Annotated in this window: 23 protein-coding genes; 13 read left to right on the forward strand and 10 right to left on the reverse strand. The window is 73.5% G+C overall.

Annotated features, from left to right (window positions below; all coding sequences use genetic code 11):
- Window positions 1-301: 301 nt before the first annotated feature.
- Together JF597_RS08565 and JF597_RS08570 are read left to right on the forward strand one after the other, a co-directional pair.
- A complete protein-coding gene (locus tag JF597_RS08565) occupies window positions 302-685 on the forward strand; it encodes a hypothetical protein (RefSeq protein ID WP_293991274.1) in 384 nt (127 codons plus the stop codon).
- 84 nt (window positions 686-769) lie between these two features.
- Window positions 770-3,127 (forward strand): SpoIIE family protein phosphatase, encoded by a 2,358-nt coding sequence (locus JF597_RS08570; RefSeq protein WP_293991276.1) that lies wholly within the window; start codon window positions 770-772, stop codon window positions 3,125-3,127.
- 16 nt (window positions 3,128-3,143) lie between these two features.
- Here the strand turns inward: JF597_RS08570 and JF597_RS08575 are convergent, their stop codons facing one another.
- Window positions 3,144-3,920: a peptidoglycan-binding protein gene (locus JF597_RS08575; RefSeq protein ID WP_293991278.1), complete on the reverse strand. Its 777-nt coding sequence runs from the start codon at window positions 3,918-3,920 to the stop codon at window positions 3,144-3,146.
- Window positions 3,921-4,105: 185 nt separating this feature from the next.
- Between JF597_RS08575 and JF597_RS08580 the strand changes: the two genes are divergently transcribed.
- The 4 genes from JF597_RS08580 (at window position 4,106) to JF597_RS08595 (ending at window position 9,013) form a co-directional block, all read left to right on the forward strand.
- Complete coding sequence (locus tag JF597_RS08580; RefSeq protein WP_293991281.1) at window positions 4,106-4,867, forward strand: TetR family transcriptional regulator; 762 nt, start codon at window positions 4,106-4,108, stop codon at window positions 4,865-4,867.
- A 160-nt stretch (window positions 4,868-5,027) separates the two neighbouring features.
- Window positions 5,028-5,447: a zinc ribbon domain-containing protein gene (locus JF597_RS08585; RefSeq protein WP_293991746.1), complete on the forward strand. Its 420-nt coding sequence runs from the start codon at window positions 5,028-5,030 to the stop codon at window positions 5,445-5,447.
- 52 nt (window positions 5,448-5,499) lie between these two features.
- Entirely contained in the window at window positions 5,500-5,886 is a 387-nt protein-coding gene (locus JF597_RS08590; RefSeq protein ID WP_293991283.1) for a nuclear transport factor 2 family protein, read from the forward strand.
- A 355-nt stretch (window positions 5,887-6,241) separates the two neighbouring features.
- Complete coding sequence (locus tag JF597_RS08595; protein WP_293991286.1) at window positions 6,242-9,013, forward strand: hypothetical protein; 2,772 nt, start codon at window positions 6,242-6,244, stop codon at window positions 9,011-9,013.
- A 33-nt stretch (window positions 9,014-9,046) separates the two neighbouring features.
- Here JF597_RS08595 and JF597_RS08600 read toward each other — a convergent pair whose 3' ends face one another.
- Window positions 9,047-9,442, reverse strand: coding sequence for a PPOX class F420-dependent oxidoreductase (locus JF597_RS08600; protein ID WP_293991288.1), 396 nt, complete (start codon window positions 9,440-9,442; stop codon window positions 9,047-9,049).
- 63 nt (window positions 9,443-9,505) lie between these two features.
- Complete coding sequence (locus tag JF597_RS08605) at window positions 9,506-10,678, reverse strand: aminotransferase class I/II-fold pyridoxal phosphate-dependent enzyme (RefSeq protein ID WP_293991290.1); 1,173 nt, start codon at window positions 10,676-10,678, stop codon at window positions 9,506-9,508.
- Window positions 10,679-10,867: 189 nt separating this feature from the next.
- Between JF597_RS08605 and JF597_RS08610 the strand changes: the two genes are divergently transcribed.
- A complete protein-coding gene (locus JF597_RS08610) occupies window positions 10,868-12,244 on the forward strand; it encodes a S1 family peptidase (protein ID WP_293991293.1) in 1,377 nt (458 codons plus the stop codon).
- A gap of 97 nt (window positions 12,245-12,341) precedes the next feature.
- Here JF597_RS08610 and JF597_RS08615 read toward each other — a convergent pair whose 3' ends face one another.
- Both JF597_RS08615 and JF597_RS08620 read right to left on the reverse strand, forming a co-directional pair.
- Window positions 12,342-12,497 (reverse strand): hypothetical protein, encoded by a 156-nt coding sequence (locus JF597_RS08615; RefSeq protein WP_293991774.1) that lies wholly within the window; start codon window positions 12,495-12,497, stop codon window positions 12,342-12,344.
- A 152-nt stretch (window positions 12,498-12,649) separates the two neighbouring features.
- A complete protein-coding gene (locus tag JF597_RS08620) occupies window positions 12,650-13,798 on the reverse strand; it encodes an ROK family transcriptional regulator (protein ID WP_293991296.1) in 1,149 nt (382 codons plus the stop codon).
- 141 nt (window positions 13,799-13,939) lie between these two features.
- Here JF597_RS08620 and JF597_RS08625 point away from each other — a divergent pair, with 141 nt between their 5' ends.
- Entirely contained in the window at window positions 13,940-15,139 is a 1,200-nt protein-coding gene (locus tag JF597_RS08625) for a Gfo/Idh/MocA family oxidoreductase (protein WP_293991298.1), read from the forward strand.
- A gap of 41 nt (window positions 15,140-15,180) precedes the next feature.
- Here the strand turns inward: JF597_RS08625 and JF597_RS08630 are convergent, their stop codons facing one another.
- Entirely contained in the window at window positions 15,181-15,876 is a 696-nt protein-coding gene (locus JF597_RS08630) for a L,D-transpeptidase (protein WP_293991301.1), read from the reverse strand.
- Window positions 15,877-16,069: 193 nt separating this feature from the next.
- On the opposite strand from JF597_RS08630, the gene JF597_RS08635 reads away from it, so the two are divergent.
- Window positions 16,070-17,464, forward strand: a complete 1,395-nt coding sequence (locus JF597_RS08635; protein WP_293991303.1) for a pyridoxal-dependent decarboxylase — start codon at window positions 16,070-16,072, stop codon at window positions 17,462-17,464.
- Here JF597_RS08635 and JF597_RS08640 read toward each other — a convergent pair.
- Window positions 17,450-18,268 carry an SDR family NAD(P)-dependent oxidoreductase gene (locus JF597_RS08640; protein ID WP_293991305.1) on the reverse strand — a complete coding sequence of 273 codons (819 nt, stop codon included), beginning with the start codon at window positions 18,266-18,268 and terminating at the stop codon, window positions 17,450-17,452. The two genes, JF597_RS08635 and JF597_RS08640, sit on opposite strands and share 15 nt — an antisense overlap.
- A gap of 50 nt (window positions 18,269-18,318) precedes the next feature.
- Here JF597_RS08640 and JF597_RS08645 point away from each other — a divergent pair, with 50 nt between their 5' ends.
- Window positions 18,319-18,855: a hypothetical protein gene (locus JF597_RS08645; protein WP_293991308.1), complete on the forward strand. Its 537-nt coding sequence runs from the start codon at window positions 18,319-18,321 to the stop codon at window positions 18,853-18,855.
- Window positions 18,856-18,934: 79 nt separating this feature from the next.
- On the opposite strand, the gene JF597_RS08650 is transcribed toward JF597_RS08645, so the two are convergent.
- Together JF597_RS08650 and JF597_RS08655 are read right to left on the reverse strand one after the other, a co-directional pair.
- Window positions 18,935-19,564, reverse strand: coding sequence for an MBL fold metallo-hydrolase (locus JF597_RS08650; protein ID WP_293991310.1), 630 nt, complete (start codon window positions 19,562-19,564; stop codon window positions 18,935-18,937).
- Window positions 19,564-20,652 (reverse strand): S-(hydroxymethyl)mycothiol dehydrogenase, encoded by a 1,089-nt coding sequence (locus tag JF597_RS08655; RefSeq protein ID WP_293991312.1) that lies wholly within the window; start codon window positions 20,650-20,652, stop codon window positions 19,564-19,566. Before JF597_RS08655 ends, JF597_RS08650 begins: the two co-directional genes overlap by 1 nt.
- A 217-nt stretch (window positions 20,653-20,869) precedes the next feature.
- Here JF597_RS08655 and JF597_RS08660 point away from each other — a divergent pair, with 217 nt between their 5' ends.
- Both JF597_RS08660 and JF597_RS08665 read left to right on the forward strand, forming a co-directional pair.
- The gene (locus JF597_RS08660; RefSeq protein ID WP_293991314.1) at window positions 20,870-22,570 is read left to right on the forward strand and encodes an MBL fold metallo-hydrolase; all 1,701 of its coding nucleotides are present in this window, start codon (window positions 20,870-20,872) and stop codon (window positions 22,568-22,570) included.
- Window positions 22,567-23,316, forward strand: coding sequence for a sulfite exporter TauE/SafE family protein (locus JF597_RS08665; RefSeq protein ID WP_293991316.1), 750 nt, complete (start codon window positions 22,567-22,569; stop codon window positions 23,314-23,316). Before JF597_RS08660 ends, JF597_RS08665 begins: the two co-directional genes overlap by 4 nt.
- Before the next feature lie 112 nt (window positions 23,317-23,428).
- On the opposite strand, the gene JF597_RS08670 is transcribed toward JF597_RS08665, so the two are convergent.
- Entirely contained in the window at window positions 23,429-23,716 is a 288-nt protein-coding gene (locus JF597_RS08670) for a metal-sensitive transcriptional regulator (protein WP_293991319.1), read from the reverse strand.
- Between the two features lie 91 nt (window positions 23,717-23,807).
- Between JF597_RS08670 and JF597_RS08675 the strand changes: the two genes are divergently transcribed.
- Window positions 23,808-24,389: a rhodanese-like domain-containing protein gene (locus JF597_RS08675; protein WP_293991321.1), complete on the forward strand. Its 582-nt coding sequence runs from the start codon at window positions 23,808-23,810 to the stop codon at window positions 24,387-24,389.
- Window positions 24,390-24,435 lie beyond the last annotated feature (46 nt).

Below are 24,435 nucleotides of genomic sequence, written 5' to 3' on the forward strand. Positions count from 1 at the left end.
TCACGGATCACCCCCGGCCTACTCCGGGCACGTTCCGCACCCGAGGACGCACCGCTCGCACCCGCCCCGAGAAAGCCGACGGACCGCCCATGCGCACGCAGCACCACCCGCAGTGCCGGCGGCCGACGCCCGGGGCCTCGCACGGACACCCCCAGCCGCCGTCTCCTACCCGCGTCGGCGCCGGGGATGTTCGAACGGGCATCGCCTGCGCGATTCGCCCGCGGCGGCTCCGGCCATCCCCTAGGCCGGAGCCGCCCAGACCGCCGTCGGCCGGCCTCACGACGCCGCACACCCGGAAGCGATGATCATGACTCTGACGACGACCGCGCGCATCAGCCCCGACTGGCCCTGCCAGGTCAAGGCGCCGGGCAGTTACGACTGGGAGCGCTCCGCCGCCAAGTGGCTGCGCGAGCTGGTCCCGGCCCGGTACGCCAGCTACCCGGCGCTGATCCGGCACCCCGTACTGCTGGCGCGGCACGCGCAGATCCAGGTCCAGCAAGAGGTCCGGGTGGCACGCACCGCGCTGCAGACGGCGCGTGCGGAACTTCCCCTGCTGGGCCTGCCGGAGTCGGTCATCGAGCACACCATCAAGCTGTACGCGGCGGAGGTCATGCAACTGCAGCACATCGCCCGCAGCGTCCGCGCGGTCACCGAGGCACTCGTCGGGCACAGCACCGGTCGCTGACCATATCGGTCCACGGATACCCATATCCTTCACGGATCGGGTACGAGTGTGATCGGAGGCACCGTCTTGTGACATGCTCGATCCGTGACGAGCGAGTACCTGCCTGCCGTGGACACCGGTGCCGTCGCCGAGCTGGCGGCCCTGGCCAGGGTCGTCTCGAGGCAGCGCGCCGAGCTTGACCGGCTGCGTGAATCGGTGGCCACCTCCGCGGTGGTGGAGCGCGCCAAGGGCGCGCTGATGGCCACCACGGGCTGCTCCCCCGACGCCGCGCACGAGGCACTGGTACGGCGTGCCGAGACCGGCAACCGCACGCTGCTGGAGGAGTGCTGGCTCACCCTCGGCGCCCTGATGCCCAGCCCGCCCGCCGCCGAGGTCCCCGCCGCCGAACCGCTCGCCCCGGCCGTGGCCCGGGAGACGCCGGCCGGGCCCGGCACCGCCGAGATCCTCGGCCGTCTGGGCAAGGCCCTGCTGCACGTGGGCTCCCCGCAGGAACTGGCCGTCACACTCCTCGAGCAGCTGGCACCCCGGGTCGACGCCGACGCGGTGCTGCTGTACCGGCGGCTGCCCGGCGACGGGCTCGAACTCGTCGGGCACGCGGGTCTCGACGCGACGCTCGCCGTCCAGTGGCACCAGGTGCCGCCACTGCGGGGGATCGCCCCGCTGGAGGCGCTGAAGGCGGGCGAGCCGCTGTGGCTGGAGCACTTCGCCGAGGACCGGCAGCTGTACCAGCTCATCGACGAGCCGCCCGGACGCTGGCTGTCCCGGGCCTGGCTGCCGGTCTCGGCGGAAGTGGCCCTCGGCGTGCTGCGCCGTCCCGCGGCCGCCTTCCGGCCGGCGGATCGTGAGCTGCTGCAGTCCGTCGCCCGGCTCAGCGCCGGCCGGCTCAGCGCCCTGGGCGCCCCCGCCGAGCCGGTGAGCTCGGACCTCTCCACGGCGGTGCAGTCGGTGCTCGACGCGCTGCCGGGAGCGACGGTCCTGCTGATCCCGCTGCGCACCGCCGCCGGGGAGGTGGAGGACTACCGCATCGAGGCGGCCACTCCGGGCGCCGTCGACATCCTCGGCCGCGCCGGCCGCGAGCTGATCGGCTCGCACATCCTGGAGAGCTATCCCTCCGTAGCCGGCGAGTCGCTGTGGCAGGGGTATCTGAAGGCGCTCAGCGGCGGCGAGCCGTACGAGGGCGAGCCGTTCGTCTACGAGGAGATCGTCGCGGGGGTGACCGTGACCGCCACCTACTCGGTGCGCGCGGCGCGGCTCGGCGAGGGACTGCTGGTGACCTGGCTGCGGCACGACACCGAGGAGCGGCAGGAGCAGCGGCTGGCGGAGCTGCAGCGGCTGGGCAACCTCGGCTGGGCGAACTGGAACCTGGTCACCCGTCAGATCCACTGGTCGTCCCAGGTGTACACCATCCTGGGCCGCGACCCGGGACGCGGCGCGGTGCCGCTGGACCTGCTGCCGGACCTGGTGCTGCCCGAGGACGCCCAGGCGCTGGCCCGAGCCGTCTCCGAACTCGCCCGCACCGGCCGGTCGTTCGACGTGCCGTTCCGGATCAGGACCGGGAACGCGGTACGGCATCTGCGGGCCGTCGCGGAGGCGGTCAGCACCGCGGACGGCACGGTCGTCGAGGTGCACGGCTTCGTCCAGGATCTCACCGCGCAGCGCAGCGCGGAACTCGCCCTGGTGGACAGCGAGCGCGCGATCCTCGTGCAGCGCGGCGTCCTGGATGCCGAACGCGCGCTCGCCGCCCGGCTCCAGCACGCGCTGCTGCCGCTGCCCAGCAATCCGGTACGGCTGCACGGGCTGCGCGTCGAGGTCGCCTACCTGCCCGCCCAGGCGGGGGTGCACGTGGGCGGTGACTGGTTCAGCGCCATCGAACTGCCCGACGAGGCCGCGCTGTTCGTGGTCGGCGACGTGGCGGGCCACGGCGTCGACGCCGTCGCCACCATGGCCCAGCTGCGATTCACCGCCAAGGGCATGGTGAGCACCGGCTCCTCCCTCACCGGTGCGCTGGCCCGGCTCAACTTCCTGCTCCTGCACTCACGCGACGCCCAGTCCACCGCGACGCTCGTCCTCGCCCGCTACGACCCGGCCGCGCGGCGTCTCGCCTGGGCCCAGGCGGGTCACCCGCCGCCCCTCCTCGTCCGCGGGGGCAAGGCGTACCGCCTCGAGCGTCCGGCCGGCATGCTGCTCGGGGCGTCGGCGGACCCGGTCTACGAGTCCGCCGAGTTCCAGCTGCAGCCCGGCGACCGGCTGCTGCTGTACACCGACGGCCTGGTCGAGCGTCCCGGCGAGGACATCGACGCGGGCCTGGACCGCCTGGCCGCGGCCGCGCTCGCCGCCGGACCCTCCTCCCTGGACGCGCTCCTCACCGCGATGCTGGCGGGCGAGCGCCGGGACGACGTCTGCGTGCTGGACATCCGGGTGCCGGAGGAGGACGAGGAGTAGTCGCACCTGCGGGCCCTCAGCCGTCGGTGAGGCTGGTGCGGGACTCCAGGGCGCGGCGGGTGTCGTCGCCGTAGACACCGCGTTCGTCTCCGCTGATGCCGTACCAGATCTGGAACCGTTCCACGGCGGCGGTCAGGGCCGCGTCGTAGGTGCCGCCGGTGGAGCCGTCGCGGTAGACGTCCGGGATGCGCAGCAGACGCTGCTCCAGCTCGACGACCCCGGGACCGGTGTCACCCTGGCGAAGGGTGCCGGCGCCGTCGGGATCGGTGGAGGTGTCCGAGGCCGGCGGGGTGGTGGCCGGTGCGGTGGTGGCGGACTCGGACGGCTGGGCGGCCTCCGCGGTACCCTCCCGGCCGGGCAGCAGCAGGGCGCAGCCGAAGCCGACCAGGGCGGCCGCACCGACGGCCACCACGACGGCGGCCCGGCGCAGTCCCGGCCCGAAGCCGAAGGCACGGGAGGGGCCGGCGCCGTGGCCACGGCCGCCGTGCGCGGTGCGCGGGCCGTCGGTGACGGGCGGCAGTTCCTGGGTCTCGTCCTCCATGCCGGAGCCGAGGGAGCCGGCGCCGGAACCGACGGCGGGGGCGAAGGCCTCGAAGTCGGCGGGCCCCCGGCTCCGCGCTTCCTTCCTCTCCTTCGCATCCTTCGCCTCTCGCGTCCTCGCGGCGGCCTCCGCGTCCGCATGGAACTCGCGCATCAGCTCCGCGAGGGTGTCGAGCCGGCGGGGGCGCAGGACCCGGACCGGTTCCAGGACCGGCCCGCGGTGCTGCTGTTCAGGGTCGGGCGGTGTCGACACACTGCTCTCCTTCCACTCCCCGTGCGCACGGGGAGTCCGCGATCCCCGAGAACACATACGGGAGGATCGCCCCACCGGTTCAGCCCGGCAGCGCGAGCGGGCCCGTGACGGCCGGCAGAGCACTCAGTCCCCCATCCTGGTGCACTGAGTGCCAGAGAGGCCGACGGAATGCTACGTTCGCGTCCATGAGCTCCAGCAGCGTGGCACCGCCCGCCAAGCCGCCCATGCGGGACGCCCTGGTCGCGGCGGCCTTCCGGCTCTTCCTGGAGCGCGGGTACGAGCAGACGACCGTGGACGACATCGTTGCCCTCGCGGGGGTCGGGCGCCGGTCGTTCTTCCGCTACTTCCCGTCCAAGGAGGACGTGGTCTTCCCCGACCACGAGGGGTGCCTGGCCGACATGACCGCCTTCCTGGCGGCGGACGCCCCCGAGTGCGAGCCGGTGCGGCGGGTGTGCGACGCGGCCCGGCTGGTGCTGCGGATGTACGCGGAGAACCCCACGTTCTCCGTGCAGCGCTACCGGCTCACCAAACAGGTCCCCGGCCTGCGCGCGTACGAGCTGTCGGTGGTGTGGCGCTACGAGCGCGCGCTCGCCGAGTACCTGCGCGGCCGGTACGCCGGCCGCCCCGACGGGACGCTGCGGGCCGACGTCGTCGCGGCGGCCGTGGTCGCGGCGCACAACAACGCCCTCCGCTCCTGGCTGCGTTCGGAGGGGCGGGTCGACGCGGACGAGACGGTCGACCACGCCCTCGGGTACGTGCAGGCCGCGTTCGGCACCGAGGCCCCCGTCCCCGCCGGGGCCGTCGGCGCCGGCGCGGGCGGGGCGTCCGCCGCGCTGTTCGGCGGCCCGGCGGAACACCCGGACGACGTGGTCGTCCTCGTCTCGCGGCGGGACGCCCCGCTGTGGCGGGTGGTGCAGGAGATCGAGACCGCGTTCGGCCGCGCCTGAGATCCGGACGTTCTCATATTCGGGGTACGCAGTACCTTTACGGCTGGCACTGAGTGCCATACTCTGTCGGCGTGCACGGTGGCACGGCCAACCGGGCACAGGCGTGCCCGGCCGACTCCGGACACGCGGGATTCCGGGCGAGCGCAGGGAGTTGACCAGCGTGTACCACCACTCGACGAGCGTCGCGCAGTCGGCGGTCGGATTCGCGACGGGCGTTCTCGAACCCGCGTCCGCGGACCGCGCCAAGGACGCCATCGTCTACCAGCGCTGCACCTGGTGCGGCACCGCGATGTACCACCGGCTGCTGTGTCCGGTGTGCCAGGGCAGCGAGCTGCGGACGGAGCGCAGCGAGGGCACGGGCACGGTCCGCCACTCGACGGTGGTGCACCGCAACACTCCCGCCGCGCGCAACGTGTCCCTGATCGAGATGGCCGAGGGGTTCGTGGTCCGGGGCCGGGTCATGGGCCCGCCGATCGGCATCCACAGCGGTGACCGGGTCAGGCTCTCCACGGCCAAGGACCCGGTGCGGGGCGAGCCGGTCTTCCAGCTGCTGGACGAGCCGTACCGGGCCTGGAGCTGACGGTCCGAAATCCGGTTGCCCGGCGACCGGGACCCTGGGCGAGGATGTGCCCATGGACGACGAGAGGGCCCAGGTGGCGGCTGCGATCGCGGGCGAGCTGCGGCTGATGGATCCCGCGGTGCGCGCCTCCCGGGAGCTGGCGGCGGAGCTGCTGGACCCGGAGTTCGTGGAGGTGGGCGCGTCCGGCCGCCGGTTCACGTACGAGCAACTGCTCGCCGAACTGCCCGACAAGCCGGGCGCGTCGGCGGACGGTCCCCGGTACGAGCCGTCCGGCCTGACCGGTGTCGTCCTCGCTCCCGGGCTGGTACAGGTGACCTTCGAGGCCCGTCTCGGCGACCGCCGTTCCCGCCACAGCTCACTCTGGCGCCGGCACGACGAGCAGGGCGCCTGGCGCATGTACTACCACCACGCCACGGCCGTACCGCCCGGCGTCGCGTAGCACGCGGAGGACGGGCAGCCGGCGAGGGCCGGTTGCCGCCGGCCCCTACGGCGGCACACGACGGGACGGCCACCGCCGCCTTCCGCGCGTCGTCGGGGGGTGGGTTCCGTGTCGCCGGCTCCCGGGCGGGCCTCCGTCCCCCGCCCCCGGGCGCGACAGGTGCCGTCCCTCCCGCGCCCGACCCGTTCACCACGGTCTCCCGCGCCCGACCCGTTCACCACGGTCTCCCGCACGTGATCCGTTCACTCGGGCCTCACAGGCAACCCACAGACTCAACTCCCCGTCCTCCGGAGGGCGAGGGGCTCCCCCGGGATGTCCGGGGCGGTCCGTGCTCGCCTTCCGAGGAGGAGGAACATTGGTCCGTACCCGGCGCATATGGGTCACCGCGGCGGCGGTGCTCGCGCTCGCGGGAGGAGTGTCCGGCACCACCGCACACGCCCAACAGGCCCCGGCCGCAGCCACGTCCGACGGAAGAAAGCTGCCCCCCGGCTGGCACATCGACCGGGAACGGCAGGCGCCCCAGCTGGTGTGGCGGTCCGGCAGACGCGTGCCGATGGGGGACGCGCGGGTCGAATTCCGTGCGGACGGGCGGCTGTTGGGGGTGCCGAAACCGGAACGGGACGGGCACACCTTCCGGCTCGGCCTGGGCGGAGCACAGGCGGGAGCGCTGGAGAACCTTCAGGTCTGGTCCGGCGGACGCCGGTTGGACACCCGCCCCGGCGCGGCCCCGTCCGGGCAGGCAGCGGCGGTCCGGCCGCCCGCCCCGCTGCCCGCCAATCCGGTGGACCCGGGAAAGCCCGGCCGCTACCGCACGAAGACGGGCTCGTACCGGCTCAGGCCGGTGCGCCTGCCCGGGTTCTCGGTACCGGTCGAGATGCAGGCCGTGGTGGTCGCGCCCACCGGGGTCTCCGGGGCCCGCCCGCTCGCGCTGTTCCTGCACGGCCGCCACGCCACCTGCTACGCCCCGCACGGCGGCTCCGACGACGCCTCCGGCGCCTGGCCGTGCCCGACCGGCACGCTCCCCGTTCCGAGCCACCGGGGTTACCTGCGCGACCAGCAACTGCTGGCCTCCCAGGGCTATGTGACGGTGTCGATCTCGGCGAACGGAATCAACGGCCAGGACTGGCAGGCCGAGGACGGCGGCGCGCAGGCCCGTTCGTCGCTGATCCGGCTGCACCTCGCGCACTGGGCCGACTGGGCGCGCGACCCGCGCCACGCACCCCCGGTCGTGCGCGAGGCACCCCGCGCCGACCTCTCCCGCGTGCTGCTGATCGGCCACTCGCGGGGCGGCGAAGGCGTCAACCGGGCGGCGCTGGACAGCCTTTACCCGCCGCCGGCCGACCAGGACGGCTATCACGGCAAGGTGCGCTGGCACATCAGCGGGACCGTGCTGATCGGCCCGACCGTCTTCGGCCAGAACCCGGTGCCGGACGTGCCGTCGCTCACGATCCTGCCGGGCTGCGACGGTGACGTCTCCGACCTCCAGGGCGAGGTGTACGTCGACGGCACGCGCGCGGTCAGCAAGGGCAAGGCCCTGCACAGCGCTGTGTACGTGATCGGCGCCGACCACAACTTCTTCAACACCGAGTGGACGCCCGGGCAGGCGCAGGCCCCCGCGGAGGACGACTTCTTCGACGACCCGGACCACCCGGACCCGGTCTGCTCCCCGGGGACGGCGACCCGGCTGACGGCCGGCCAGCAGCACCGGGCGGGCTCGGCGTACATCGCGGCGGCGGCCCGGCTGTTCGTCGCGGGGGACGACAAGGTCCGTCCGCTGCTGGACGGTTCGGGACGGCGGGCGCCGTCCGCGGATCCGGCGCGGGTGCTCAGCCACGCGGTCGGCGCGAACCGCGGTGCCGGGTTCCTGCCGGACGCAAAGGTGACGGTGACCGGCGGCCGGCTGTGCTCAGCGGTCGATCCCGACCCGGCGGTGGCCTGCTTGGGCGAGGGCGCCACGGGCGCCTCGCCGCACTTCGCGCAGTGGGAGACGGGACGGGAGGCCGGCCGGCACGCGATCGCGCTGCACTGGACCTCCGCGGGCTCACCGGCCCGCATCCGGGTGGCGCGGCCGGTCTCGCTCACCAGTGCCGAGGCACTCGCGCTGCGGGTCTTCGTGCCGCCGAACTCCCGGGGCACCGGCCTCGACGTGTCCGTCACCGACAGCCACGGCCGACGGGCCGTGCTGGGCCGGGTCCGGGCCGACGGCCTGCCCGGCAGCGATCGCACCGCGTCCTACTGGGCGCGCGAGCTGCGCGTACCGCTCACCGCCGCCCGCCGGGCCGGCCTCGACCTGCGGTCCGTGACCTCCCTGGAGCTGACGCCGCGTTCGGGGTCCGGGCAGGCCTGGCTGATGGACGCCTGGGGCTGGCGGCCGGGCACCCCGGCGGTCCGCGCGGCCGGGCTGCCGCGCGTCGACGTCGGCCGGCTCACGGTCGACGAGGGCGACTCGGGCGTCCGTACCTACCACGTCCCGGTGCGGGTGTCCGGGCGGGGCAGCGGCCAGGTACGGGTGTACGTCGTCGACCCGGCGACCGGGACCGCGAAGGACCGCCTGGTCACCGTGCGGCCCGGCGGGCACGGCATCGACGTGCCGGTGCAGGTGCGGGGCAACACCCGCTACAGCGCCGACGTGCCGTACGACGTGCTGGTCAAGGCCGTCCACGGGGCCGTCGTCGGCTCCTACCGGGGCGGGCTGACCGTGCACAACGACGACCCGGCGCCCACCGTCACCGTGACTCCGCTCGCGGACCGGGTGACCGAGGGCTCGGCCCTGAAGTGGCGGATCTCGCTCTCGGCGGCCGCGGACACGGACATCGGCGCGCTGTTCCTGCCGGTGCCGCCCGGCGGCGGCGGCACGGAACTGTCCACCAAGGACGTCGACCCCGCCTGGCTGGCCGACGTCTCCGGCGCGGAGCCGGACCCGGAGCGGCCGCTGTCCCGGGTGGACGGGCTGTACCTGTGGCTGGACGTGCCCGCCGGGAAGACGAGCCTCGACGTGACCGTGCCCACCGTGCGGGACCAGGTCGCGGAATCGGACGAGTCGGTGACCTTCCAGCAGACGGACGACGGCGGCAACCCGCTGCCCGGCGGGCTGGCACTCACCGGCACGGTGCTGGACGGCTCGTAGCGCCTCGCGTGCCCTGAGGAGGTCCCGGCCTCCTCAGGGCGCCAGGGTCACCCGGATGCCGAGCGTGCCGTCGACACCCCGGCGCAGCCTGCTGCCGAGGAGGATGAGGCGTCCGGTGATGCCGTACTTGCGGGCGATGAGCCGGCGGTAGCGGGCGCTGGTGGCCGCGTCGACGATCTCGGCGGTCGCCGGGACCGCGTCGCCGGTCGGGCGGCCGCGCACGTCGCAGGGGCCGACCTCGACGTCGGCGCGGCGGCGGATGCGCTTGACCTTGAAGGAGTCGGCGACCGTCCAGACGCCGAGCGTGTCGCCGTCGCGCACCACCCACACCGGGGTGGGCACGGGGGTGCCGTCCTTGCGGTAGCTGGTGACCAGCAGGTACTTCCCGGCGCCGAGCCGGTCCAGGGCCGTACCGGTGATGTCGTCCATGCCCGGAGTCTAGGCGGGCCCGCTCCCCGCACACGACCATGCCGTCAGCCGCGCGGCCACGCCTCAGGCGAGCGCCGCCGCCATCCGCCGAACCGCCTCCGTGATCACCTCGGGCGAGGTGGCGAGGTTGAGCCGTACGTGCCCGGCGCCTCCGGTCCCGAAGGGGATGCCGGAGTTGACGGCGACCCGGCCGCGATCCAGGAAGACCTCGGCCGGGTCGTCGCCGAGGCCGAGAGCGCGGCAGTCGAGCCAGGCGAGGTAGGTCGCGTCGGCGGGCTGGTAGCGGATGCCGGGCAGGTGGCGGTCGAGCAGCCGAGCGAGCAGGCGCCGGTTCTCGTCCAGGCCCGCGAGCAGGGCGTCCAGCCAGGCCGTGCCGTCGGTCAGCGCGGCCGTGTGGGCGATGACGCCGACGTGGCTCGGGCCGTGGCTCACCTCCTCCGGCAGCCGGGCGAGATCGGCTGCGGCCCCTGGTCCGGCCAGGGCGAGCGCGGCCTTGAGACCCGCGAGGTTCCAGGCCTTCGACGCCGACATCAGGGACAGCCCGCGCTCGGCGCCCGGCACACTCAGGTACGGCACGAAGCCGACGCCGGGGGCGGTGAGGGGGGCGTGGATCTCGTCGGCGACGACCCGGACGCCGTACCGCTCGGCGAGGGCGGTGACGGCGGTGAGCTCGTCGGCGGTGTGGACGGTGCCGGTCGGGTTGTGGGGGCTGCACAGCAGATAGCCGGCCCGCCCGCCGCCCAGCCCGCGGAACGCCGTCTCCAGCACGTCGAGGTCGATCCGGCCGTCGCTGCCGAGCGGGGCCTCCACCACCCTGCGGTCCAGGTGCGCGACGAACTGGTAGAACGGCGGGTACACCGGCGAGTTGACGACCACCGGATCGCCGGGCCCGGTGACGAGTTTCAGCATCTCGACCACGCCGAGCATCACGTCGGGGACGATCGCGGTGCGGGCCGCGTCGAGCCCGTCCCAGTCCCAGCGTTTCGCGGCGAACGCGGCGAGCGCCTCGGCGTAGGCGGTGCCCGCCGGGTATCCGGTGTCGCCGAGTTCCATCGCGTCGGTGACCGCGCGGACGACGGCCGGGGCGAGCGGCACGTCCATCTCGGCCACCCACACGGGGAGCACGTCCTCGGGATAGGTGCGCCATTTCATGCTGGTACGACGTCGCAGCCGGTCGAGGGTGAGGGCGCGCAGCGGGTTCGGTTCGCCCGGATACTCCTGCGGGATGCTGGTCATGGGCTCAACATAGGCGGCCGGGGCGGGCCCGGGAACGAGGCGTACGGCCGTGCCGTACTGCCACGGGATCGTAAAGATCACTATCACTGTGAACACCCCGGAGGCCGCCCACGTATGGAGAGCAGGGCGCTCGACGACCGGAGGGCCCCGCGGTGCAGGCACCGCGCGTTCGGGGTTCGGGAGCCATGGATGAGGCACGCACGACGACGGGTCGTCCGGCGGGGGACACAGCTGGCGGCGGTCGGCGGACTCCTTCTGGGAGGCGCGATGGTCACCACGGCCATGGCGAGCGGGACTCCCGGCACGTCCGCCGTCCCGTTCAGCTCCGGCTCCGCGACCCAGGCCGGTGACACCGGTGCCGCGCTGGTGGCGAAGCTCGGCACGGCCCGCACCGCGGGCAGCTGGATCGGTGCCGACGGCAGGCCGGTGGTCGCGGTGACCGACGCCGGGGCCGCGGCGACGGTGAAGCAGGCGGGCGCCGAGCCCAAGATGGTGTCGCACAGCATGAACGAGTTGAAGGCGGCGACCGCCACGCTGAAGGCCGCGCCCCGGGTGGCCGGTACCGCGTGGGCGGTGGACTACAAGACCAACCGGGTGATGGTGGAGGCCGACAGCACGGTCTCCGCCTCGGACTGGTCGGACCTGAGCCGGGTGGCCGCGGGCATCGGCGGCTTCGTGCAGATGCAGCGCTCCGAGGGGAAGTTCACCACCCGGCTGAACGGGGCGCAGCCCATCCTGTCGACGGGCGGCCGCTGTTCGGCGGGGTTCAACGTCACCAACGGGACCACCGATTTCATCCTCACCGCCGGTCACTGCGGTCCCGCCAACACCATCTGGTTCGACGAGGGCCAGGGCAACGACCAGCAGGTGGGGACCACGATCGACACGCAGTTCCCGGGCAACGACTTCTCGCTGATCCAGTACGCGAACGGGAAGGCCGGTGACAACGCGGACGTGGTCGCGATCGGCAACGGCCAGGGCGTGCGGATCACGGGGGCGGCCGATCCCTCGGTCGGCGAGAAGGTGTTCCGCAGCGGCTCCACCAGCGGGCTGCACGACGGCACGGTGACCGCGCTCAACGCGACCGTCAACTACCCGGAGGGCACGGTCACCGGGCTCATCCAGACCAACGTGTGCGCCGAACCGGGCGACAGCGGGGGCCCGTTGTTCTCCAACGGCATCGCGCTGGGGATGACCTCGGGCGGCAGCGGTGACTGCACCACGGGCGGGGTGACGTTCTTCCAGCCGGTGACACGGGCGATGGCGGCGCTGAACGTGCAGCTGATCGTGACGAAGCAGGCCGCGGCGGGACAGGGCGCCACGCCCGCGCCGTCCGCGTCGGCCAACCACAGCGCCATCGCGCCGAGCGCGGCCACCCCGGGTTCGACGGCGCCGGTCACCGGGGACGACACCAGCCTGGTCGCCCGGCTCACGGACACCCGCAACATCGGGCCGGGCCTGCTGGTGATCGGGGGCAGTCTGATCGCGCTGGTGGGCACGCGCTTCATCCGCGCGGAACAGGACCGGAAGGCGTACCAGCGCTACTACTCGGCCACTTGGGGCTGACGGGGCGGCGCGAGGTCTGCCGCGCGAGGTCTCACGAGAAGGGCACCCGTCCGCTGCGGGTGCCCGGGACGGGCGGTCAGGCCGCCTGGTCCGGCTGCTACGGGGTCGCCGCCGCCCATTCGAGGACGAGCCGCTGGTACTCCTCGCGCTGCTCGGTGCTCAGTGTCCCGCCCGACCGGAGCCACAGGGCCCGGATCTCCTCGTTGACCTCGTCGGCCGATCGCTCGGAGACGGTTTCAACAGTGGTGGACATGGTGTGAAGCATATGCCGGTCGACGTGAAGGCGCCGTGAGTAAGTACGGTCGATACGGACATATCGGACCGTGTTACTCATCACGTCAATGTGTCAAGCACAGGCGGGAGTTCGCCGTGGCCGGCAACGGCCGCACCTGCGGAAACGCCGGTTCAGCCGCCGACCCGGCCGAGCACCAGAACCTGGATCGCGAGGACGGCCGCACCCCGGGCCCAGTCGTGGAAGTCGGAGACCTTGGTCTCCAGGCCGAGCGGGGCGGCGAGCGGATGCCGGTGGGTGCGGACCGTCTCCCACACCGTGTCCCCGGCCACCTCCATCAGGCCGACCCCCTCCCCGGCCAGCAGGATCTTCTGCGGCATGGCGAAGTTGGCGATCTGCGCGAGCAGTGTGCCCAGCGCCCGGCCTGCCTCGCCGATCACCCGCGCGGCCATCGGCTCGCCCGCGGCGGCGCCGGCGAGGATCTCCTCGTACGACGCGTCGCGGCCGGTGGCGGCCCGGACCTGGTAGCGGATGCTGGGGATGGTGAGCAGCGACACGGCGCTGCCGCGCTCGCCCCGCGGGGTGAGCGGTCCCCGCGGGTCGATGATCCAGTGCAGCCCGAACCCCCGGTCCTCCTCGGCGTACGGGACCCGCTTGCCGCCGAGCACCAGCCCGTAGCCGATGCCGGCGCCGATGGTCAGGACGACGAACCGGTCGAGTCCACGGCCCGCGCCGAACCAGGTCTCGGCCTCGACCAGGGCGGCCACGTCGTTCTCCACGACGACCGGCAGCCCGGTGCGCTCGCGGACCAGTCCGGCCAGCGGGACGTCACGCCAGGACAGGTAGGGCGACTCGCCGACCACCGCGAACTCGCGCACGAACCCGCCGACGCCGATGCCGATGCCCGCGATCGCCGGGTGGCGGCCGGCGAGCTCGGCGGTCATGTCGGCCAGCAGGTCGGCGACGTACTCGGGGTCGTGGCCGGCGAGAGGCCGGTCGAGGCGGTCGACGATGTCACTCCTGAGGCTGGTGACCACGGCGTAGACCATCTCGTCGGTGATCTTGAAACCGAGGAAGGACCGGGACTCGGCGACCACGTCGAGCGGCTGCGAAGGGCGGCCCTGGCGCGACTCCGCCGGGGCGCCCGTCCAAGGGGCCTCGACGAGCAGGCCGGACTCGATGAGCGGCTTGGTGAGGCGGGTGAGGCTGCCCTGGGACAGGTTCAGCCTGCGGGCCAGCTCCGTGCGCGAGAGCGGGCCGTTGACGAGCACCTCGATCGCCACGGAGCGCTCGGCGGGGCTCAGCGGCAGCCAGTCGGTCACGGCATCCCTTTTCTTCCGGAACTGAAGCAACCAAGCCACCCTACTGTGCGCCCGGTGCGCCGCATAAACGCACTCCCTGCGCCTTTCCGACTTCCTTCCGCCCCTTGACGGCAAGATTCTTCCGCAGCAAAAGTAACCCCCATGACTTTCTCTCTCGGCATCGTCGGCGCCGGACAGTTCTCCGGCCAGTTCGCCACCCTGTTCCAGGCCCATCCAGGCGTCGGCGACGTGTACGTCACCGACCTGCTGCCCGAGCGGGCGGAGAAGCTCGTCGCCGACCAGGGTCTGGCGGGCACCTTCCCGTCGTACGAGGCCATGCTGGAGTCCGGCGTCGACGCGGTGGCGATCTTCACCCAGCGCTGGACGCACGGCCCGCTGGTCCTCCAGGGCCTGAACGCCGGCAAGCACGTGTACTCCGCGGTTCCCATGGCGATCACGACCGAGGAGATCGCCGCGATCATCGACACGGTCAAGGCGACCGGGCTGACGTACATGATGGGCGAGACCAGCCAGTACAACCCGGCCACCGTGCACGCCCGCAACCAGATCGCCGCGGGCGCCTTCGGGCGGCTCTTCTACGCCGAGGGCGACTACGTCCACGACATGGACCTCGGCTTCTACGACGCCTACCGCTACAGCGGCGGCGAGAACTGGAAGGCGACCGCCAGCTATCCCCCGCTGCTCTACCCGACGCACGCGGTGGGCGGGGTGCTGGGCGCCTGGCAGACCCACGCGGTGAGCGTGTCGGCGATCGGGGTGGTGGACGACCGGGGCGACGGCGTCTTCGACAAGGACGTCAGCCAGTTCGGCAACGACGTGTCCAACGCGACCGCGCTGTTCGAGGTGGCGGGCGGCGGTTCGTTCCGTACGAACGAGTTCCGGCGGGTGGGCTACCCGTCGCACATCCGCGAATCGCGCTTCCGGTTCTTCGGGACCGAGGCGAGCATGGAGCAGCTGGCGACGGTGGCGCTGTGGCAGGACAAGAAGGGCGTGCGGGACATCAGCGAACTGCTCGAACCCAAGCCCACCATGTCCCCTGACGACCCCTCCCTCCAGCACATCGCGCCGGAGCTGCGGGCGGCCTTCACCTCCGGTTCGGCGCCGGTGCACGACCGGGCGCGGCTGCCGCGGGAGTTCGACGCGCTGCACAACGGGCACGAGGGCAGCCACCACTTCCTGGTGGACGACTTCGTGACCGCCGTCAACACGCGCAGTCTGCCGTCGGTCAACGCGTGGGTCGCGGCCCGCTACACCCTGCCGGGCATCATCGCGCACGAGTCCGCGCGGCAGGGCGGGGCCAGGCTGGAGATCCCGGACTTCGGGGACGCCCCGGAGAGCTGAGCCGTAGCCGCCGGCCGGGGCCGGCGGCGGGCCGGGTACCGTCAGGTGCCCGGCTTGCGGCCGTAGACGTAGACGTCGTCGCCGGTCTTCAGCAACGACCAGTACTTCTTGGCGTCCTTCGTGGTCATGTTCACACAGCCGTGCGAGCCCGGCGGGTTCCACATGCTGAGACCCACCGAGTGGAAGGCCTGGCCGCCGTCGAAGAACTGGCTGTAGGGCATCGGCACGTTGTAGACGGACGAGACGTGGTCGATGTCACGCCAGTAGATCTTCTTCAGACCGGTCCGCGTCTCGAACCCGTCCCGGCCGGTACGGACCGGGACCGGGCCGTAGACCAGCTTGTTGCCGTCCTGGATCCAGCTCAGCTGGAGCGTGAGGTTGACGCAGGCGATGCGTCCCTTGTTCGTCGGGCACTTGCCGTCCTTGTTGGGCTTGTTCCCGACGGCCTTCTGCTTGTTCATCAGGTCCATCACGCCCCAGGTGACGGGACCCGCGTACCCGACGGCGGGCGTGATGCCGTGCTTGTTCTGGAAGGCCTGGATCGCCTTGCAGTCGGCGGTGGACTGCTTGCCGTCGACCGGCCGCCCGAGGAACTTCTCCACCTGCTTCTGGTACGGCCCGGCCTGCGTGGTGCAACTCGCCGCCTGCGCCGGAGCGGAGGTGAGGGCGAGCGTGAGGGGCGCCACAAGGCCCGTGACACCGAGCACTACGGCACTTCGTCTACGTATGTCCCCCATATGACGTCTGTCTCCTTTTTCTGCGCTGTGGTCTCGTCGTACTGGACCGCCCGATGCGCGGCATTGGTTGTAGCCGGGAGCGGGCTGTGACGAAACGGTTAACTTACCCGCCGCGGCCGCCCCGGCCGACATCGGTCCACCTACCCGGAAGTGGCCCGCGCCACAGCGTCGTGGCCGACCTAGTGTGCCGGTCATGCACCCCGCACTCGCCGACGATCTCGCCCGGCTTCCCGAACTCCTCCAGTCCGCCCGCGATGTGGCCGCCCGTGCGGTGGCCGGATCGCCCGAGCGGCCGGTGGCCGCGACCGGGCCCGCGCCCGCGCGGGCGCCGCTGCCCGAGCAGGGGGAGGGCGGGGCCGGCGCGCTGGCCCGGTTCACCGAGCGGTGGGCGCCGGGTATGTCCGCCTCGGCCGGGCCACGCTACCTGGGTTTCGTCACCGGCGGGGTGACCCCCGCCTCCCTCACCGGCGACTGGCTGACCTCGGCCTACGACCAGAACGCGGCCGGGGACGCCAGCTCCTGGAGCGCCGCCCTGGAGCGCGAGACGGTGGGCTGGCTGGCCGAGTTGTTCGGGCTCGGCGAGGCGCACAGCGGGGCGTTGGTGACCGGCGCCACGATGTCGAACACGGTCGGGCTGGCGATCGCCCGCGCCTGGCTCGGGGAGCGGTTGGGGGTGGACGTCTCCCGGTCCGGCGCCGCCGCGCTCGGCCCGGTCGACGTGCTCTCCGGCAGCCCGCACTCCAGCGTCGGCAAGGCGCTGTCGGTGCTCGGCATCGGCCGGGACCGGCTGCGCCGGGTACCGCTGCTGCCCGGCGGCCGGGAGGCGGTGGACGTGCCCGCGCTCGACGCGGCGCTGGCCGCCCTGGACGGGCGGCCCGCGATCGTCGTCGCCAACGCGGGCACGGTGAACACCGTCGACTTCGACGACCTGCGGGCGATCGCCGCCCTGAAGGAGCGGTACGGCTTCTGGCTGCACGTGGACGCCGCGTTCGGCGCCTTCGCCGCCCTCTCCCCCGCCCACGCCCCGCTCGTCGCCGGGCTCGACGCGGCCGACTCGGTCTGTGCGGACCTGCACAAGTGGCTCAACGTCCCCTACGACGCGGCCGTCCAGTTCACCCGCCGCCGCGACCTCCAGGTGGCCGTCTTCCAGAACGAGTCCCCGTACCTGGGCCCGCCCGCCGGCACCCCGGACTTCCTGCACCTGACCCCGGAGAACTCCCGCCGGATGCGGGCGCTGCCGGCCTGGTTCACGCTGACGGCGTACGGCAGGGAGGGGCACCGCGAGATCGTCGAGCGCAACGTCGCCGAGGCCCGCCGCCTCGGGGCCGGCATCGAGGAGTTGCCGGGCCTGCGCCTGCTCGCCCCGGTCCGGCTCAACGTCGCCTGCTTCACCCTCGCCGACCAGCCCACGCAGGAACGGGTGGCCGCGCTGGCCCGGGCGGTCGCCGCGTCCGGGGAGGCGTTCCTGACGCCGACGGTGTACGGCGGGGTGCCGGCGCTGCGGGCGGCGTTCAGCAACTGGCGGACCACCGAGGACGACACCCGGCGCGTGCTGGCGGTACTCGCGACCGCCTCAGCTGCTCTCTGAGCCGTGCCGGGCCTCCCGGTGCGGCCGCAGCGCCGCGTGGAACCCGCTGTGCACGGCGGTGAGTCCACCGTCGACGCCCAGGGTGGTGCCGGTGATCCAGGCGGCATCGCGGGAGGCGAGGAAGGCGACGGCCGCGGCGATGTCCTCGGGTTCGCCGACCCGGCCGAGCGGATACAGCGGCCGGAGGGCGTCGAGTTCGTCCTCCCGGTCCGCCCAGGCCGAGGTGCGGACCGTGCCCGGCTCCACCAGGTTGACCCGGACCCCGCGCGCGGCCGCGTGCCCGGCGAGGGTGCGGGTCAGCGAGGCGAGGCCGGCCTTGGCGGCGCTGTAGGCGTGATTGCCGAAGTCCGCCCGGGCGTTGACGGAGCCGATGCTGACGATCGCGCCCCGGCCGGAGGCGGCGAGGTACGGCAGGGCGGCGCGGCAGCAGCGGTGGACGCCGGTGAGCGTGATGTCGAGGTCCAGCGCCCACCCGTCGTCCGGCTGGTCCTCGAAGCGCGGGACGTCAGGGGTGCAGTGCGCGGCGCAGTTCACCAGGACGTCGAGCGTGCCGAAGGCGCCGGCGGCCCGCTCGACGGCCCTCTCCACCGAGTCCCGGTCGGCGACGTCACAGGCGAACGCGGTGACCGCCAGCCCCTGTTCGCGCAGTGCGGCCGCCGTGCGCTCCGCCTCGGGCAGGTCCCGGTCGGTCGCCAGCACCTGTGCGCCCTCCTCGGCCAGCCGGCGGGCGACGGCCGCGCCGATGCCGCGGGCCGCGCCCGTGACGAGAACTCCGTGTCCGGCGAAGCGAGTCAGTCCGGTCATGACGACGACCGTACGGGCCGGACGATCAACAGGACAGATAACGTGCGCGCATGACCGCGTTCCTTCAGCAACTCCCCGCCCTGATAGGTGTCGTGATAGGCGCGCTCGGTTCGTATCTCGCGGTGGTGCGGGGTGACCGGGCGCGATTCAGGCGTGAGCAGCAGGCGCGCTGGGAGGAGCGGCGGCTGACGGTGTACAGCGAGTACGCGCGGGCGCTGAAGAGGACGGTGAACCTCACCTACCGCGTCGCGGCCCATCTCGGCAACGACCCGCATCCGCACCCGATCTGCCCGGCCGAGGCCGAGCCGCAGCTGGCGGCGGCCACCGACGGCCGTGATCCGGCCGGGGAGGCGCTGATCATGCTGGGCAGCCGGGAGGTGGTCGAGCAGGCACGGGAGTGGGTGACCGCGGTGATGGCCATGGAGCGGTTCATGCGCTCCGGCACGGTCGACCCGGACGCCTGGCAGGCGCTGCTGGCGCGGCAGCGGGCCTGCCGCGAGCGCTACTACACCGCCGTACGCGAGGATCTCGCGCTGCCTCCGGGGCACCCGGCGCTCTGGCCGACCCGGCCGGAGTCCGACGGCTGAGGGGCGTGCCGGTTCCGCGGTGGCCGGTTCCGCGGTGGCCGGTGGCGGGCCTTCCGCGGAAGCCGACGTCAGGTGCGGGTCAGTGTCCCCGGGCGATCCACTCCGCCAGGTGCGGTGCCTCGGCGCCGATGGTGGTCGGGTCGCCGTGCCCGGTCAGGACCTTCGTCTCCGGCGGGAGGGTGAGGAGCTTGTCCCGGATGGAGTCGATGATCGTCGGGAAGTGCGAGTACGACCGCCCGGTCGCGCCGGGGCCGCCCTGGAAGAGGGTGTCGCCGGTGAAGACGACGCCCAGGCCGGGTTCGTGGAGGCAGACGGCGCCGGGCGCGTGGCCGGGCGTGTGCAGCACGGTCAGGTCGGCGCCGGCGGTCTCGATGACCAGCCCGTCGGACAGGTGGTTGTCGGGGTCGCGGTCGGGGTGGGTGAGCTTCCACAGCGGCAGGTCGTCGGGGTGCAGCCAGATCTTGGCGCCAGTGAGGTCCGCGAGGGCGGGCGCCGCGTCGATGTGGTCGTTGTGGGCGTGGGTGCAGACGATCGCCTTCAGGACGCGGTCGTCGACCGCCTCGGCGATGGCCTGGGCGTCGTGCGCGGCGTCGATGACGATCACTTCGCGTTCGTCGCCGACGATCCAGACGTTGTTCTCGACGTCCCAGGTGCCGCCGTCGAGGGTGAACTGGCCGGAGGTGACGAGGCGTTCGATGCGCGTGGTCATCACAGCACCACCACCGAGCGCAGCACGTCGCCCTGGTGCATCCGGTCGAACGCCTTCTCCACCTCGTCGAGCTGGATCGTCTCGGTGACGAACGCGTCCAGCGGCAACCGCCCCTGGAGGTGCAGGTCGATGAGCATGGGGAAGTCCCGGGAGGGCAGGCAGTCGCCGTACCAGGACGACTTGAGTGCGCCACCGCGGCCGAAGACGTCGAGGAGCGGCAGTTCCAGCTTCATCTCCGGGGTGGGGACGCCGACCAGGACGACGGTGCCGGCGAGGTCGCGGGCGTAGAAGGCCTGCTGGTAGGTCTCCGGGCGGCCGACCGCCTCGATGACGACGTCGGCGCCGAAGCCGCCGGTCAGGCCACGGATCGCCTCGACGGGGTCGCTCTCGCGCGAGTTGACCGTGTGGGTGGCGCCCAGGGAGCGGGCCTTCTCCAGCTTCCGGTCGTCGATGTCGACGGCGATGATCTTCGCGGCGCCCGCCAGGTTCGACCCGGCGATCGCCGCGTCGCCGACCCCGCCGCAGCCGATCACGGCGACCGAGTCGCCCCGGCCGACGTTGCCGGTGTTGATCGCCGCGCCGATGCCGGCCATCACCCCGCAGCCGAGGAGCCCGGCGACCGCCGGGGAGACGGCCGGGTCGACCTTGGTGCACTGCCCGGCGGCGACCAGCGTCTTCTCGGCGAAGGCGCCGATGCCGAGGGCCGGGGCGAGCTCCTGACCGGTCGAGGCGAGGGTCATCTTCTGCTTCGCGTTGTGGGTGTCGAAGCAGTACCAGGGCCGCCCGCGCAGACAGGCCCGGCACTGGCCGCACACCGCACGCCAGTTGAGGATCACGAAGTCACCGGGCGCGACGTCCGTGACGCCCGCGCCGACCGACTCCACCACCCCGGCGGCCTCGTGACCGAGCAGGAAGGGGAACTCGTCGGTGATACCGCCCTGTTTGTAGTGCAGGTCGGTGTGACAGACCCCGCAGGCCTGCACCTGTACGACGGCTTCGCCCGGCCCCGGGTCGGGCACCACGATCGTCTCGACCCGCACGGGCTCGTCCTTGCCCGGTGCGATCACGCCGCGTACTTCCTGCGCCATGGGCCTGCCCTTTCGTCGCTCTGCTGACGTGCTGTGTTCCGACCCTACGCGGGAACGATCAGCGGCGGCACGCATCGACCGCCGCGGATCCTCCCGCGCCCCCGCCGTCCGGGCCGCCACCATCAGCGCCGCATACCCCCAGGGGTACCTCTGCTACGGTGGGACATATACCCCCGGGGGTAATTCACCAGGGGATCCAGGAGAGGAGTGTGCTGCCGTGTCCTTCGTCGACACCATCGAGGTGCCCGGACTGGGCAACCGCAGCTATCTGGCGGGCGGCGCGCACGGCGCCGTCGCGGTCGATCCGCCCCGGGACGTCGACCGGGTGCTGGCGGCCGTCGCCCGGCGCGGGGTCAGGCTCACGCAGGTCGTGGAGACGCACGTGCACAACGACTACGTCTCCGGCGGCCTCGAACTGGCCCGGCTGACCGGGGCGGCGTACGTGGTGCCGGCCGGGGCACTGGTGGCGTACGAGCGGGTGCCGGTGGCCGACGGCGACGTGCTGGAGATCGAGGCGGGCCTTGCGCTGCGCGCGCTGGCCACCCCCGGGCACACCCCGCACCACACGTCGTACGTCCTGGAGGAGACCGGCCGCGCGGTGGCCGTCTTCACCGGTGGCTCGCTGCTGATCGGCACGGTCGGCAGGCCCGACCTGGTGGAGCCCCGGCTGACGGGCGAGCTGGCGCGGGCGCAGCACGCCTCGGCGCACCGGCTGGCCGCCGAGCTGCCGGACGGGACGGCGGTGCTGCCGACGCACGGCTTCGGCAGCTTCTGCTCGGCCGGGGACGCCGCCGGTCCGGGCACCACCATCGGCCGGGAGCGCGCGGTGAACGAGGCGCTCGTCAAGGACGTCGACACGTTCGTCGCGGAGCTGCTGGCGGGACTGGACGACGTACCGGCGTACTACGCCCACATGGGCCCGTTGAACTCCGGTGGCCCGGCCCCCGTGGACCTCACGCCGCCGGGCCGGGCGGACGCGGCGGAGATCGCGGCGCGGCTGGCCGCCGGGGAGTGGGTGGTGGACCTGCGCAACCGGGTGGCGTTCGCCGAGGGACATGTGTCGGGCACCGTGAACTTCGAGGCCGACGGGCAGCTCGCCACCTATCTGGCCTGGCTGCTGCCCTGGGGCCGGCCGGTCACGCTGCTCGCCGAGTCGGCGGCCCAGCTCGCCGCCGCCCAGCGGGAGCTGACCCGCGTCGGCATCGACCGCCCCGCGGCGGCCGCCACCGGTGCGCCGGAGGCCTGGCTCCGCCCGGGCGACCGGCCGCACTCCTTCCCGCGCGCCACGTTCGCGGACCTGGCCGCGCGCCGGGCGCAGGAGACCGCGAGCCCGACCGCGGGCGGGACGCAGAAGATCGTCGTACTGGACGTGCGCCGGGACTCGGAGCGGGCCGGCGGGCACGTCCGGGGCTCGCTGCACATACCCCTGCACCAGGTGCGTCAGCGGCTGGGCGAGATACCCGAGGGCACGGTGTGGGTGCACTGCGCGGGTGGCATGCGGGCGGCCGTCGCGGCCTCACTGCTGGACGCGGCCGGGCGTGACGTGGTCGCCGTCGACGACGGTTTCGCGTCGGCGACCGAGGCAGGGCTGACCACGGTCCGGCTCACCCCGGCCGAGGCCCTGGAGCGCACGGCCGCGGGTGCCGTCCTGCTGGACGTCCGCGAGGCCGAGGAATGGCAGACCGGTCACGCGCCCCAGGCCCTGCACGCCCCGTTCTCCGCGCTGGCGGCCGGGGCGCCGCTCCCGCCCGCCGCCGGGGACCGCCCGGTCGTCGTGATCTGCCGCTCCGGCAAGCGCTCCCAGGACGCGGCGGCGCTGCTCACGGCCCGGGGCCTGGACGCGGTGGACGTCGTCGGCGGCATGCGCGCCTGGAGCGCGGCAGGTCTCGCGGTGAGCGGCGAGGGCACCTCCGCATGACCACGCTCCTGCTCGCCCTCGCCGCCGGGGCCGTCACCGGGCTGGCGCTCGGGGCCCTGGGCGGTGGCGGCAGCGTCCTGGCCGTACCGGCGTTGATCTATCTGCTCGGCTTCAGCCCGGCCGCGGCCACCACCGCGAGCCTGGTCGTCGTCACGGTCACCTCGGCCACTGCACTCGTCGCGCACGCCCGCGGGGGTGCGGTGCGGTGGCGTGCGGGTGCGGTGTTCGCGGCGGCCGGGATCCTGCCGGCGGCGATCGGCGGAGCGGTGTCCCGCCACTTGCCGGCCACGTTGCTGACCGGGGCGTTCGCGGTGCTCGCGGCCGTGGCGGCGGTGCGCATGCTGCGCCCGTCGACCGCCGGCGGGACGGCGCCCGCGCAGGTGCGGCCCGCCCTGGTGGCCGGGGCGGGCGCCGGCCTCGGCGCCGTGACCGGCGTGCTCGGGGTGGGCGGCGGGTTTCTCGCCGTACCGTCCCTGGTGAGCGTCGTCGGCCTGCGGATGCGCGCGGCCGTCGGTACGAGCCTGCTCGTCATCACGATCAACTCGCTCACGGCGCTGGCGGCACGCGCCGGTTCGCACATCGACCTCGACTGGTCGGCCGTCGGCCCCTTCGCCGGGGCCGCGATCCTCGGCGCCTGGGACGGCAAGCGGCTCGCGGCCCGGCTCTCCGCGGGCACCCTCCAGCGGCTCTTCGCCTGTGCGCTGCTCGCGGTGGCCGCGTTCATGCTGGCCGACGCGATCGGCTGACGCGCCCCGAAGGGGCGCTGGGGGTACCCCCAGCCGAAGGCTGGGGGAGGAACTGCGCGACCAGCCACGACGGCGCCGCAGCCGACAGACCGCGGCGCTTGCAGCAGAGCGCTCAGGCAAGCGACAGGAACAGCTTCTCCAGCCGTGCCTTCATCTGCTCGGTCGTCTCACCGTCCGCCCCGCTCCGGGCGGGATCGATGATGCACTGCTGGAGCCCGGTCGCGATGATCGCGAAGCCCGCCCGGTCCAGGGCGCGCGAGGCCGCGGCGAGCTGGGTGACCACGTCCTCGCAGTCGCGGCCCTCCTCGATCATCTTGATCACGCCGGAGATCTGCCCCTGCGCCCGGCGCAGCCGGTTCAGCACCGACTTGAGCTCGTCGCCCTCGAACTGAAGCTCCACGACCACCACTCCTCACATACCCGTAGGGGTATTTTACCCGCCCCTCGGGCGAACCTGCCGTTCATCACTGCAAGGAAGGATCGCACCCGCGATGACCACCACTCCCCCGCACCCGGATCTCGCCCCCGACCAGGCCCTCGCCCGCCTGCCGGAGCTGACCGTCGTCGACGTCCGCACACCCGGCGAGTACGCCACCGGCCATGTGCCCGGCGCCCACAACATCCCCCTGGACGCCCTGCACCGGGCCCTGCCCGCGCTCCGCGCCGCGGACGGCGGGATTCTCCTGGTGTGTGCCTCCGGTGCCCGGGCCGAGCGCGCCCGGGCACTCCTCGCCGAGCACGGCATCCCGGCGGCCACCCTCACCGGCGGCACGCGCGGCTGGGCCGGGCGCGGTCACGCACTGCACCGCTCGCGGGGCGAGTCCCGTGCGTCCTGGGCCATGGAGCGCCAGGTGCGGTTCACCGCAGGGGCGGCCGTCCTCCTGGGTCTGGGCCTCGGGCTGCTGCACCCGGCCTGGCTGCTCCTGTCGGCCGGGGTCGCGGGCGGCCTGGTGTTCTCGGCGCTCACCGACACCTGCGGGATGGCCGCGGTGCTGTCGAAGCTGCCGCACAACCGTCCGCGTCCGGCCGACCTCGACGCGACCCTGGCGAGGCTCGGTTCCGCCCGGAGCTGACCGGGCCCCGGTGCCGGCGGCGGCCATCGTAGCCTGGGGCACGTCG

Source organism: Streptomyces sp., from assembly GCF_019510245.1.
Classification (GTDB): domain Bacteria; phylum Actinomycetota; class Actinomycetes; order Streptomycetales; family Streptomycetaceae; genus Streptomyces.